The sequence below is a fragment of the Allosphingosinicella deserti genome (assembly GCF_003012735.1).
Taxonomy (GTDB): Bacteria; Pseudomonadota; Alphaproteobacteria; order Sphingomonadales; family Sphingomonadaceae; genus Allosphingosinicella; species Allosphingosinicella deserti.
Genome location: NZ_PXYI01000005.1, coordinates 254,381 through 267,261, shown reverse-complemented (window position 1 = coordinate 267,261; position 12,881 = coordinate 254,381). Strand labels below are relative to the sequence as shown.

8 protein-coding genes and 1 tRNA gene are annotated in these 12,881 nt (G+C 65.1%); 2 read left to right on the top strand and 7 right to left on the bottom strand.

Features of this window, described 5'->3' with window-relative positions; translation table 11 throughout:
* Positions 1-53: 53 nt before the first annotated feature.
* The 6 genes from C7I55_RS16605 to C7I55_RS16580 form a co-directional block, all read right to left on the bottom strand.
* The gene (locus C7I55_RS16605) at positions 54-2,531 is read right to left on the bottom strand and encodes a TonB-dependent receptor domain-containing protein (RefSeq protein ID WP_106514129.1); all 2,478 of its coding nucleotides are present in this window, start codon (positions 2,529-2,531) and stop codon (positions 54-56) included.
* A 298-nt stretch (positions 2,532-2,829) separates the two neighbouring features.
* Positions 2,830-5,343: a TonB-dependent receptor domain-containing protein gene (locus C7I55_RS16600; protein ID WP_106514128.1), complete on the bottom strand. Its 2,514-nt coding sequence runs from the start codon at positions 5,341-5,343 to the stop codon at positions 2,830-2,832.
* 562 nt (positions 5,344-5,905) lie between these two features.
* Positions 5,906-6,319, bottom strand: a complete 414-nt coding sequence (locus C7I55_RS16595) for a response regulator (protein ID WP_106514127.1) — start codon at positions 6,317-6,319, stop codon at positions 5,906-5,908.
* A gap of 152 nt (positions 6,320-6,471) precedes the next feature.
* Positions 6,472-7,122 (bottom strand): hypothetical protein, encoded by a 651-nt coding sequence (locus C7I55_RS16590; RefSeq protein ID WP_106514126.1) that lies wholly within the window; start codon positions 7,120-7,122, stop codon positions 6,472-6,474.
* Between the two features lie 130 nt (positions 7,123-7,252).
* Positions 7,253-7,996, bottom strand: a complete 744-nt coding sequence (locus C7I55_RS16585) for a LytR/AlgR family response regulator transcription factor (RefSeq protein ID WP_106514125.1) — start codon at positions 7,994-7,996, stop codon at positions 7,253-7,255.
* Positions 7,993-10,032 carry a hybrid sensor histidine kinase/response regulator gene (locus C7I55_RS16580; protein WP_106514124.1) on the bottom strand — a complete coding sequence of 680 codons (2,040 nt, stop codon included), beginning with the start codon at positions 10,030-10,032 and terminating at the stop codon, positions 7,993-7,995. Before C7I55_RS16580 ends, C7I55_RS16585 begins: the two co-directional genes overlap by 4 nt.
* 303 nt (positions 10,033-10,335) lie before the next feature.
* Between C7I55_RS16580 and C7I55_RS16570 the strand changes: the two genes are divergently transcribed.
* A complete protein-coding gene (locus C7I55_RS16570) occupies positions 10,336-11,259 on the top strand; it encodes an AfsR/SARP family transcriptional regulator (protein ID WP_106514122.1) in 924 nt (307 codons plus the stop codon).
* A gap of 68 nt (positions 11,260-11,327) precedes the next feature.
* Here the strand turns inward: C7I55_RS16570 and C7I55_RS16565 are convergent.
* Positions 11,328-11,403: transfer RNA gene (locus C7I55_RS16565), tRNA-Thr, on the bottom strand.
* 178 nt (positions 11,404-11,581) lie between these two features.
* Between C7I55_RS16565 and C7I55_RS16560 the strand changes: the two genes are divergently transcribed.
* Positions 11,582-12,874: a PAS domain-containing protein gene (locus C7I55_RS16560; RefSeq protein WP_106514121.1), complete on the top strand. Its 1,293-nt coding sequence runs from the start codon at positions 11,582-11,584 to the stop codon at positions 12,872-12,874.
* The last annotated feature ends 7 nt before the right edge of the window (positions 12,875-12,881 follow it).

The window sequence follows — 12,881 nt, the reverse complement described above, 5'->3', positions numbered from 1 at the left end:
CAGGGAAAATGGGCGGCCGGAGCCCGAAAGTGCGTCCGGCCGCCTTATCTGGTTCAGAAGGAAAACCGCACCGAGGTCGACACCGTGCGACCGGTGAGCACGTGGCCACGCGCCACGCCGCCCGCCGGCAGCGTCGGATCATCGATCGCCGTGATGGCGAGCGTGTCGAACAGGTTGCTGGCGTTGACCGAGAGCGTCACGCGATCGGTGGGACGGAATTGCACGAAGGCGTTGGTGGTGACGAAGCCCGGCACCTTCAGCAGGTTTTCATCCGTCGCGTAGCTTCCGGTCGTCCCGATGAACACCGCGCCGATGCTGAACCGATCGGTGGTATATTGCGGAGTCGCCTGGAAGATCAGCTTCGCCTGGTGATGCGGGACATTGCCCTCGATCGCCGGATTGACGAAGTCCGAGATGATCTCGGCATCGGTGTAGGTTGCACCGGCGGTCAGGCTGAACGGTCCCTTGCGGAAAGCGCCTTCGAACTCGGCACCCATGGCCTTGTAATCGCGGACGATCGGCTGACCGTTGGTGGTGTCGATGTTGGTCTCCGCGGCCTTGGCCCAGAAACCGGTCACGTTCAGGGTCAGGCCGCCCTTCCGGTACTTCACGCCGGCTTCGGCCTGCTTGACGCTGTCGACCGCCAGCTGCGGGAACAGGATGTCGCCGTCGGTTCCGATCACCGGACTGAACAGCAGCCGATCGGCATTGGCGCGGCCGCCCTTGCTGTAGCGTGCGAACACTGCGAGCGGCTCCGCGATGCGGAAGTTGATGCCGGCCGAGTAAGACAGATAGTTATAGTCGTAATCGAGCGGAGCCGGCGTCGAGAGCGGAAGCACGGACACCTGCTGCTCGGCGATCGAAATGACGCCGTCGCCGTTCATGTCACGCGGGGCGAGGCCGACGCGGCCGCCACCGAGCTCCGAGCCCTGGACCGAACCCTTGGCACTGCCGAAATCGTACCGAAGGCTGCCGCCGATGGCCACCTTGCCGATATGGTAGTTGACCGATCCGAACGGCGCATTGGTGGTGTAGCCGAGATCGTAGCTGCGGCGCAGACCTCCGCCCAGGCCGCCATATTGGAACACGCCGTCCTGGGTGATCTTGGCGCCCGAGGCGGTGACGATGTCGAGCAGGTGCGAATCGCCATTGCCGTTGATGTCCGAGAACACCGTCGACCACAGCCAGTCGGTGTCGATCGTCTGGTGCGAGCTGTAGAAGCCGGCAGTGGTGGTGAGGTCGCCGCTACCGAGTTCCCAAACGCGGCTCGCGCGGATGTCGTTGGTGACGTTGTTGACGCTGTTGAGGTCGGTGTTGGCGATCATAAGCAGGGCGGCGAGGCCGTTGCCGTTGAGCGTCGTCGGGTTGCCGATCGATTGGCCGACGTTCGCGCCGTTGGCGAAACGGGCAGTCGCACCGGGCCCGCCGAACGCCATCGGCAGCACCGCCGCGGGCATGAAGCCGGTATAAGCGATACCGACATATTGACCGGACATGTCGGCGAAGCGGAAGCGCTCCGTCACATCCCAGCCGGCCAGCTCGAACTTGGCTTCGAGACCGATCGTCTTGGCGACCGCATGCTGGCGCATGTCGGCGTTGCGGACATTGTTGTTGCCGTCGAGCGTCAGGTAATCCTGGTAATTGCGCGAATAGAGCGTGTCGTGGCGCGCGTCGAAACCCGGAACGTTCTTGTACTCGGGATCGGAATTGGTCCCGGTCACCGCGAGCGGCACGGCATCATAGCTCGGTGAACGATCGTTGAGATACTTGGCGTAAAGGCGGATGTGGCCGCCGTCGAATTCCTTGGTGATGTTGAATTTGACCTGACCGCCCTCGGTGGTGTTGAAGCCGGTGCGACGCACGCCCTCGCCCTGGCGGTAGAAGCCGCCGATGTGGAACCGCACCGTGTCGCTCAGCTTGGCGCCGTAGTCGAAGTCGACGCGATATTGCTCGTAGTCGAGGCCGGCGGTCAGTTCGACGTTGCCGCCTTCCGTTTCGCCGGTCTTCGAGATGAAGTTGACGATGCCGCCCGGAGAGTTGGACGCGAAGGTGGAGGCGGAGCCGCCGCGGATCGCTTCGACGGCGGCGAGATTGAGGTCGGCACGCAGGAAGGTGTCGGCGGTGGCGAAGCTGATGTCGCCGAATTCGAATACCGGCAGGCCGTCTTCCTGCAGCTGCAGGAACTTGGCGCCGCTCGACGCGAGCGGCAAGCCGCGGATGGTGATGTTGGCATTGCCCTCGCCGGTCGCCGCTTCGGCGCGGATGCCGGGGATGTTGCGGAGAATGTCCGCCACCGAGCGCGCGCCGATCTTGACGATCTCGGCCTCGCGCAGCGAACTCGTCGAGGTCGCGCTGTCGAGGCGATCGCGGCCCTTGGCGACGCCCGTGGAGAAGACTTCCTTGTTGGCGTCCGCTTCGGCGGGTGCCTCGGCGCCGGACTGGACGGCGGCCTCGGCCGCTACCGTCTCCGCCGTTGCGGGGGCGGCCAAAGCAAGTGGCGCAACACTGATCATCAAAAACAACTTACGCATTCGGATTATCCCTGAACCTTTTTTTCGACTGCCGGCCGCGGAAGTACAATCTTACCGCCGTCACAGGACTGTCATTTTCATTACAACAAGCAGAGACGAAATCCGTAAATCAGAGCGTTGGTATTTTTACTTATGGTCGATTTCGAGAATTACCGGCGGCCGGCAACGAAGACACCCGCCTGACGCGAAGCACCGGCGGGTGTTGTTCGTTATTCGGCTGGCCCTGGGCCCCGACTGGGAAACGCCGGATCCGGTGGAGCGGACGGCCGGCGCGAACCTGCCGGCCGACCAGCCCGGATCAGAAGGCGAACCGAAGCGACGTCGAGATGGTGCGGCCGTTGAGCGCGCGGGCCGTGACGATGCCGCTCGCCGGGATCGCAGCCTGGGTGACTTCGACGAAGGCCGTCTTGTCGAACAGGTTGTTGGCGTTGAGCGACAGCTGCACCCGCTCCGTCGGGCGGAACTGCAGGAAGGCGCTGACCAGGGTGTAGCCCGGCAGCTTCAGCTGGTTGCTGTCCTGCGCGTAGCTGCTGGTGGTGCCGACGAAGTTCGCTCCCACCGTGAACATGTCGGTCGACACCTGCGGAGTCGCCTGGAAGATGAAGTTCGCCTGGTGCCGCGGCCGGTGGCCGATCACCGTCGGGTTGAACTCGTCGTCCTTGATCTCGGCGTCGGTATAGGTCGCGCCGGCCGTCAGGCTGAACGGACCGCGGCGGTAGCCGCCCTCGAACTCGACGCCCTTGGCCTGATACTTGCGGATGATGCGCTCGACCTGCACCGCGCCGTTGGCCGCGGTGTTGATCTGCAGGTTGCGCTCGCCCGTATCGGCAAGGAAGCCGGTGACGTTGACCGTGAAATCCGATTTGCGGAACTTCAGGCCGAGTTCCGACTGCTTCACCGCATCATAGGCATTCTTGGGATCGGTGAGGCTGCCGTCGACCGGGCTGACGGCCGAGGTGAACAGAATGCGATCGGCAGCGGCACGACCGCCGCGGCTGTAGCGCGCGAACACCGCCAGCGGTTCGGCGATGCGGAAGTTGATGCCCGCCGAATAGCTCACATAGTCATAGTCGTAATCGACCGGTGCCGGGCTGGTCAGCGGCAGGATGCCGGTGCGGCTTTCGGCGGCCGAGATCACGCCGTTCTGGTTGATGTCGAACGCGGTGATTCCGACGCGGCCGGCGCCGAGTTCGGAGCCGTACAGCGATCCGTTCACCTTGCCGATGTCGTAGCGGATGCTGCCGCCGACCGCGATCTTGCCCTTGTGGAAGTTGATCGAGGCATAAGGCCCGGACACATCATATTCGACGTCGTACTTGCGGCGATAGCCGGTCGTCACGGGCACGGCGCTGTAGGCGAAATAGCCACCCTGGGTCTGGCGAACGCCATTTGCGCTGGTGACGTCGATCAAGGCCGCGTCCCCGTCTCCGCGCACGTCGGTGATGATCGAGGCGAACAGCCAGTCGGCGTCGAGCGACTGCCGCGATTTGTAGAAGCCGGCGGTGGTGGTGAAATCGCCCCCGGCAATGTCCCAGACGCGGCTCGCGCGGATGTCGTTGGTGACGTTGTCGGCGCTGTTGAACTTGAAATTCTGCAGCAGCGAGAGCGAAAGCAGGCCATTGCCGTTGATCGACGCCGGATCGGTGATCGCCTGGCCGGCATTCGGCCCGGTGGCGTAGCTCAGCCGTGCACCCGGGCCGCCCAACGAGAACGCAAGGGCGGCGGCAGGCGCAATCGATGCCGGGAAGTTCTGAAGGATCTGCGCACGGTTGTCGGCATAGCGGAACTTCTCGCTGATCGACCAGCCGGCGACGTCGAATTGCGTCTCGAGGCCGATCGTCTTCGACACGGCGTGCATGCCGTCGCGGGCATCGTCGCGATACAGAGTGTTGTCGCCGTCGAGGCCGATCACGTTGGTGATGTTGCGCGACAGCAGGCTGTCCTTCTTGATGTCGAAATTCGCGAGGCTCTTGAAATCCGGATCGGAGTCGGTGCCGCTCACCCCCACCGGCGCCTGCAGATAGGCCGGCGTGCGATCGTCGAGCAGCTTGGCGTACAAGCGGACATAACCGCCTTCGAACTGCTTGGTGACGTTGAATTTGACCTGGCCGCCCTTCCACGCCGTGTAGCCGGCCTCGCGCGGACCTTCGCCCGAACGATAGAAGCCGCCGATGTGGAAGCGCAGAGTGTCGCTGATCTTGGAGCCGTAATCGAAATCGACGCGGTTCTCGCCGTAATCCAGGCCCTTGGTCACCTGAACCGCGCCGCCTTCGACGTCGCCGGTCTTGGAGATGAAGTTGATCAGGCCGCCCGGCGAATTGGACGCGAAGGTCGAGGCCGATCCGCCGCGAATGGCTTCAACCGCACCGAGATTGAAGTCGGCGCGCAGGAACAGGTCGGAGGAGACATAGGACATGTCGCCGAATTCGAGCACCGGCAGACCGTCTTCCTGAAATTGCAGGAACTTGGCGCCGCTGGACGCGAGCGGCAGGCCGCGGATCGAGTAGCTGGAATTGCCCTCGTTGACCGCTTCGGCGCGGATGCCCGGAATGTTGCGGAGGATCTCGGCGAGCGAGCGCGCACCGAATTTCTCGATTTCGCCGGCACGCAGCGAGCTCGTCGAGGTGGCGCTGTCGAGACGGTCGCGGCCCTTGGCGACGCCGGTCGAGAACACTTCCTTTTCGGGTGCCTTTTCGACCGAAGTCTCGGCTGAGTCTTCGGATGTTTGCTGGCCGGAGGCGGCAGTCGCGGCAACGGCCGGGGAGACGAGCGCGAACGGCGCTGCGGTGAAGAGAAGCAGATACTTACGCATGAAATCCTACCCTGACTGGAATTGGGCCACGAGATCGATCCGGTGCCGGATTGCGGCAGATGAGGATCAGTCCGCAGTTCGGTCCGCGGGCGGGAGGAGGTTGCCGCGCACGTCTCCTGCGGCTGCGGCAGGTGCTGCAGCCCGTGCAGGTTCCGTATCTGGCAAGAGCGTCCTTGATCGGTCCGCTCGTTCACGATGCGGGTCATGACCTGACGGCCGATTACCCTCTCGAGAAGATCCCCCGCCCCCGGCGAGCTTGGTGTTCGTCGTGCATTGTCTTTCTGGAGAGGATGAGGTCACACCCGTTCACAGCCTACTATAGTCGCCTCACCGCAAGGTCGGGGCGTTGCGGCGCAAATATTTCGCCGCGGCGCAAAAGCTTGGCGGATTGCGACAGCCGCCGGACATCAGCCGCCCAGGCTGTTCGAGCGCTATTTCCTCGGCTTAGCCGCAACTGCTCATGATCGATCGCATCTGCCGCCGCAGGGCGGCGGGCTCCTGCGTTCTCAAGCGCCAGAGTACAGCGGCGCCGCACGTCGGAGGCAAGACCCGCCTTCCGGCGTCAGTTCGCCTCGGCGGGAGCAGAATTGATCGTGCTGGGCGGACCGATCAGTCGTACGGCCGCTTCGATCAGCTTTCGCTGGGTGACCGGCTTCGAGATGAAGCACGCGTCCTGGACCGCGAACGGGGTGGCAGCGGACGCGACTTCGCCGCTCAGATAGATGACCGCGATGCGATCGTTTCGTGTACGCGCATGGCGTGCGACATCGAAGCCGGTCGTTCCTTCTCGAAGATTGATATCGGTGATCAGAAGATCGATCTGAGAGCCACCGATGTCGAGGATTTCATATGCTCCGCGGTCGGTCTGCGTCCAAAGCACATCCGCTCCATTCTCCTCGAACGCGCTTTGCAGCATCATTCCGATGAGGAGCTCGTCTTCGACGATGAGGATGCGCGCACCGTTCAGATCGGTCATTGGCGGAGCTTCCGACGAAGCCGCACCGAAGCGCCAACAGAGAAATACGAAACGCGCACGAACACACCCCACGCCCGGACGATGGACCTAAGTGCGACGGCAACGTGTTCCGGTCCGGTCGGGTTCCAACCTTTTCACCTGAACCGCTCCCGTCACGCACTCTCCCAGACGGGAGAGACATTCGGAGACACTGTCTCCCACCCGACGACCGAAGCGCCCCTCGAGGCCGGCGGAACGATGACGGTCGCCGCTCCCGCAATTGCGGATGAAAGCGCAGGTTCGCCCCGTATCGCTGCACCGGGCAGGCTCCACCGCCCCGCATAGACGTTCCGGAGACGCTGCTCCCAAAGCGAACCGAGGAACATGTCGATGCGCCGAACTTCGTAGACGTTGAGATCGGCCGCCGCGGCCCGTCCGCTGCCCGCGCGTCCCAGCCGCTCTCGCCAACCGGCATGCGGATCGACCGCCACGGCGAGCGGCGTTTCGACGAGAGTCCGACCGTTCACGTTCAGCCGAACCATTGCGAGCTTTCGACCGAGCACGCCGATGCCGATCGACAAGTGGATCAGCGTGTCTTCGGGAACGGCGTTCCAGCTGGGAACCGGAAGCATATGTTCCTCGCCGCTTCTTTCGCGGAACACCAGAGCGAAGAGCCCCTTGCGCTTGCTGACCAGCGACAGCTCGCCTCCGCCGGCTTCGCGGCACGAGAGGATGCCGCGCGGGGCCAGACCTTTGTGCTCCCGAAGGCGCGCGATCATGTGGATCGTGATCCCCGGCGCATCCGCAACGGCGCAACGTCCCATCTTCACTCCCCGCCGGCCCCCACCGGTCATCGACGTGAAGCGCTAAGGCGCCGATGTGGCACTCAGACGTCGCGCGCCCCGCCATTGTGTTTCAATTGTGTCATCGTCGGTGCCGACACCGGCATGCGGGTCAGCCCGGAACCTTGAGCGCGGCCATGACCGTGCCGAGGTAAAGCGGGCCGACCGGCACGACCGAGCCGTTTTCGAGCAGGATATTGCCGCCCCGTGCGGCACGCCGGAACGTCCGCACGGCGGCAGGCCGGACGAACGCGGAGCGATGGACGCGCAGCAGCTCGGCAGGGTCGAGCGCACGCTCCAGCGCATCCATGGTCGTACGCAGCATGTACGAACGGTGTCGCGTGTGCAGCATCGCATAATCGCGATCGGCGCGGATCAATTCGATGTCGCTGACCGGCACACGGACCATCGTACCGCGATCCTGAACCCACAGCTCCTGATCGAACACGGGCTCCGGTGCGCTTTCGTCGCCACCCGGAGCCGGGGTTTGCGCGCGTCGAAGCACCGCCCGGACCCGCGCCAGAAGCTCACGCAGCTCGAAAGGCTTGCCGATATAGTCGTCCGCGCCGAGCTCCAGGCCGACGACCCGGTCGATGAGCTCCGTGCGCGCGGTCAGCATGATGATCGGCGCCGTCGTGACGGCACGGAGCCGGCGCGCGATGCTGAATCCATCCTCGCCAGGCATGTTGACGTCGAGCAGGATCGCATCCGCGGGGTTCGCTGCCAGCAGGGCGTCGAGAGCCGCGCCGCTTTCCGCCTCCGCGGTGTCGAAGCCGTGCGCGTGCAGATAGGATGCGACCGATTCCCGGAGATCCGGTTCGTCGTCGACGATGGCGACACGGGGCTTCTGCGTCACGCCGCGCTCTCCAGCGCCAGCATTTCGCCGAGCAAGTGCTGCAGACCGGCCCGCGTGAACGGCTTTTCCAGGAACGGACGACCGGCGCGCGCCAGGAAGCGAACGGCGGACGGACTGAGCGTGTCACCTGTCGAGAAGGCGAAGCGGCGGGCAAGATCCGGGCGATCGCGCTGCAGCCACGTGAACAGGGCGGCCCCGTCGAGATCCGGCATCCTCAAGTCGCTGATCACCAGATCGTAGCTTTCGGACCGCAATCGCGTCTGCGCTTCCATTCCGCCGCCTGCCACAGCGCAGCGATAGCCTTCCAGCTGGAGCAAGGCGGCGAGCGCTTCGGCGATGTCCGCCTCGTCGTCCACGACCAGCGCGGTCAAGCCCTCGTCCGTTCGCGCGGTGAGCGCAATGCCCTGCGGGGCCGCGGCTGCGATGTCGCCGATCGGCAAGATCATGCGGAACGTCGCCCCGCTGCCATGATCGTGCACTTCCAGCTTCCCGCCATGAGCTTCGACCAGACCTTGCGAGAAGGACAGGCCGACGCCGGTGCCCATTTCCTGGGGCTTGGTGGTGAAGAACGGCTCGAAGATTCGGCGGCGGAGCTCGATCGGCACGCCGGGTCCGGTATCGGCCACGTCGACCTTTACGGTGCCGGGATCGTCGCCGCGCGCCGTCGATACGTAGAGCGCGCGAAGACCGGATTGTCCCTGCATTGCCTGCTGGGCGTTGACGATCAGGTTTACGATGACCTGATGGAGTTGATCCGCGTCGGCCATCAGCAGCGGCAGGCCGCAGGCAAGCCTTCGTTCCAGCTGCACGCCGTTCGAGCGCAGCCCATATTCGGTGAGGTCGAGCGCCGCGTTGACCACGTCGTTGATCGAGACCGGCGCATGCTGAGGACTGCGCTGGCGGGCCATGGCGAGGAAAGTTTGGACGATGCGCGCGGATCGCTCGGCGGCGCGTCGAATCTTGCCGGCGCGCCCGGCCGCGTCGGTGCCTGCCGTCTGAAGCTCGAGCAGCTCCGCCTGGGCGAGGATGATCGCGATCGGGTTGTTGAGCTCGTGGCTCACGCCGGCAAGCAGCGACCCCAAGGCGTTGAGCTTCTCCGACTGGTAAAGCGCTTCACGCGACCGTTCGAGCTCCCGCTCGGCGCGCTTCAAGGCGGTGATGTCGACGTCGAAGCCGGCGAGCCGCAACGGGGCATCCGCATCGATCTGCACGGGGAACCGCATGGCGAGAGCGGTCTCGTCGCCGCCGAGACTTTGCTCGACCACCTTCAGCCTGCCGCCCGCAAGCGCATCGCGGTCGAGCCGCGCAATGTCCCTTGCCATAGCAGGATCGAAAAGATCCGCCGCACCCCTGCCGACCAGTTCCGACGGACTCCGCCCCAGCCTGCGTGCCACTTCGGGATTGGCGAGGAGATATCGGCCGCTCTCGTCCTTCAGATAGATGCCGATCGGCGCATGGGTCATGATCGCGGAGAGCAAGGCGTCGCTCTCGCGCCGCGCCGCCTCGGCCTTCGCACGCTCGAGGGTCGCCCAGGTACGCTCGGCGACCTCGGCAACGAGATCGACATCGGCATCGGACCAGGCACGGGCATCCTTCTGCTGCACGGACAGGATCGAGACGAGCTGGTCGTTCTTGATCAGCGGAACCGTGATCGCCGCATCGATGTCGTACGCGGCGCAGGCGGCGCGGCCGGCCTCGTCGAGCCGCGGATTGTCGCGCGATTCCTGGATCCAGATCTCGCCCTTGCGATGGGACGTAGTGATCGCGGCGCCGAAGGCAGGGAATGAGAAACGGCCGACCATCTCGACCACGCTTCCGTCCGTCCAGTGGCTGCGGGCGACCATTTCCGAAGCGCTGTCGTCGAACTCCATATAGCCGACCCGGCTCGCGCCGAAATGCACGCCCAGCCGCTGTGAGGTCTGATCGAGGATCACATCGCTATCCACTTCATTGCGAAGGTGATCGCGAAGAGCCGCGAGGAAGCCCTCGTGTTTCTCCGACGCGGAAACGGCAGCGTCGGGCAGTGTTTCGGGCATTCTCTACATCTCCGGCCGAGCAACTGTTCAACAAGTGCAGGCCGCCACCGTCAAGGCAGCGGCAAACCGCCCGATGGCGGCGATCGGCACCGGATTCCAGTTCCCGGCGACCGCAGCGCCGCGCATTCGACCGAAAGCGGATCGGGCGCGACGAAAAGCAGGCGCGGGCCCTCGTCGTCCCGGGCGTGTTCCCGATCGTCTCTCCATCGCCGGTGTCGAAGGGCGCGTGCGCGGCCGGCGGAGCGGAATAGACGCACGCCGATCCGGGTGGAGCCACCCGCTTTCGACAGGGGAAATTCGATCATGAGCGCATCTTCGCATTGGGATCTGCGCGTGCTGGACGGTTTCCAGCTGTCGCGCTTGGAGGAACCGGTCGTGATCCGGGTGCGCAAGGCGGCCGCCTTGCTCACCTACCTCGCCCTGCAGAGAAACCGAACGGCCCGCCGCGAAGTCCTTGCCGCCTTGCTGTGGGAAGACGCGGCACCGGCCCAGGCGCGCGTAAGCCTGCGCCAGGCGTTGAGCGCCATCCGGAAGATCGAGGGCGCCGGACCGTCCCTGATCGAAGCGGATGCGCATAGCGTGCGTCTGTCGGGCGATATTGCCATCGACGCCGACCGGTTCGAGACGATGGCGGAGGGTAGATGCGCCCAACGCGCCGCGGCCGCCGACGCCTACCGTACCGATCTCATGGCAGGGTTCGTGCTGCGCGATGCACCGGCATTCCACGAATGGCTCGCGGTCGAGCAGGCCAGGCTGCGCCACCGCGCCGTGACGCTGCTTTGCGACCTGCTGGAAGCCGATCTCGTCGAGGGTGGCGACCTCAATCGCGGCGCCGCCACGGCGCTGCGGCTGCTGTCGATCGATCCCTATAACGAGCTTGGCCATCGCGGGCTGATGCGTCTCTATGCGCGGCAGGGGCGCGCGTCCCTGGCGATCCAGCAATATCGCAGCCTCGCCGCATTGCTCAGGCGAGACCTGCAGATCGCGCCGGAGGCGCAGACGGTGCAGCTTTACGATTGCCTGGTTCAGCGCCGGCGGCAGCTCCCGGGGACACTGCCCGCCGCCAGGCCGGCGGAGAGCATCCCCGTCGGCGCACCGCAGCAGCGTAGCGACACTGCCCCTGCCACGCCCGCGCGCCGCATTTGGCTGACGCCGGCAACGCCTTTGGCCGTGGGAGGCCGGTTTCTGAAAGCGCTTCTCGTCCGCAACGCTCCGCTGCGGAGCTGACGGCAGCAGGCACCACCCGCGCCGCTGATTCGCGCGTCGGAGGCCGATCGATTGCAAAGGACTGAAAATGGTGCCGCTTAGGTGACTCGAACACCTGACCCCATCATTACGAATGATGTGCTCTACCAGCTGAGCTAAAGCGGCGCTCCCGAAGGAGCCGGCCCTCTAGCAACGCGGAACCCGCATGACAAGCGCCCCATCTCTCCTTTGGCCGCAAGTCGCGGCATCGGCCCGCACGAGTGACAGACTTAACCCATTCTCAACCACGCATCGTCCATGGTCACGGCTGAAGTTTTCGCCACGAGGGGCTCTGGGACCGCTGATGGACAGCCTGCGCGCATTCGAGGACGAGCCGGACTATGGCGCGTCCCATGACGACGAGGTCGCGATCGAAGCGCCGCCGGAGATCGGTGTCGACGAGCGCCGCATGCACGTGCGCGCCTACAATTACTGGGTCTCGCTGCTGGACGGCAGGCCCTATCCGTCGATCAACGACCTCGATCCCGCAACGCTCGGCGATTTCGGCCCGCACAGCGTGTTGCTCGATTTCTCGGAAGGCGGCGAGGATCCCGGGGTAGCCTGGCTCGGCCGGGCGCTTCGCGAGGAGTGCGATCTGGTCGGCGACATCCGCCGAATCAGCGAGGTTCCCAAGCGCTCGCTGCTGTCGCGCCTCACAGATCATTATCTTCAGATCATCGCCAATCGCGCGCCGATTGGATTCGAGGCCGAATTCGTCTCCCAAGGCGGCCGCAACACCATGTATCGCGGCATCCTGATGCCCTTCTCGTCTTCGGGCGAGACGATCGACTTCATCTATGGTGTCATCAACTGGAAGGAGATCGCCGGCGATGCGGTGATTGCCGACATCGCCCGCGAAGCCGGACGCGCGCTCGCGGCCGGCGTGCCAGCGATCGAATCGAGCCCGGTCTGGGCGGACGGCCCCAACGCCGAGCCGCTGCTTCTCTCCGAAGTCGTGCCCGAAAGCGAAGGCCGGGACGAGCCGCTGAACGACAATGAGGCCGAGTTCGATCCGCAAGCGGGCCTCGCCGACCGCCTCGACGCCGCCCGCGCCAGCGCCGACGCGGCACGCAGTGCAGCCAGCCGGAGCCGCATCTCGCTCTATCGGGCGCTCGGCCTTGCTTATGCGTTTGCACGCGCGACGGAGGTTGACCGGGAGGGCTATTGCGAACTGCTTGAAGATGCCGGTCTCAAGGCCCAGGCAAGAGCGCCGATGACCCCGGTGGTGAAGCTCGTCTTCGGCGCCGACTACGACAAGGCGCGGCTCACCGAATTTGCTGCAGCCTTGTCGTGGGGACGACGCGAATCGGTGCCGATTGACGGCTTCCGCGCCTATCTCGAATCGTTCACCGGCGGCCTCAAGGGCGTCGTTCAGGCCGAGCGTCAGGCCCGCCGCCCGGAGCCGAAAGCGAATGGTGGCGAGGTTGCTCGCGAAACGCTGCGGCGCGCTCCGGCGCTCGCTCATCTCGAATTGGATACAGCCGAGGAGTTCGTTCTCATCCTCGCGCGCCGTGAGACACGGGGCCGGGTCGCCGTAATCGGGACGTTGTTGGATCCCGCGCTCACCGATCGGGCGATCAAGAAGGCCGCTGCCTGATCGAGCC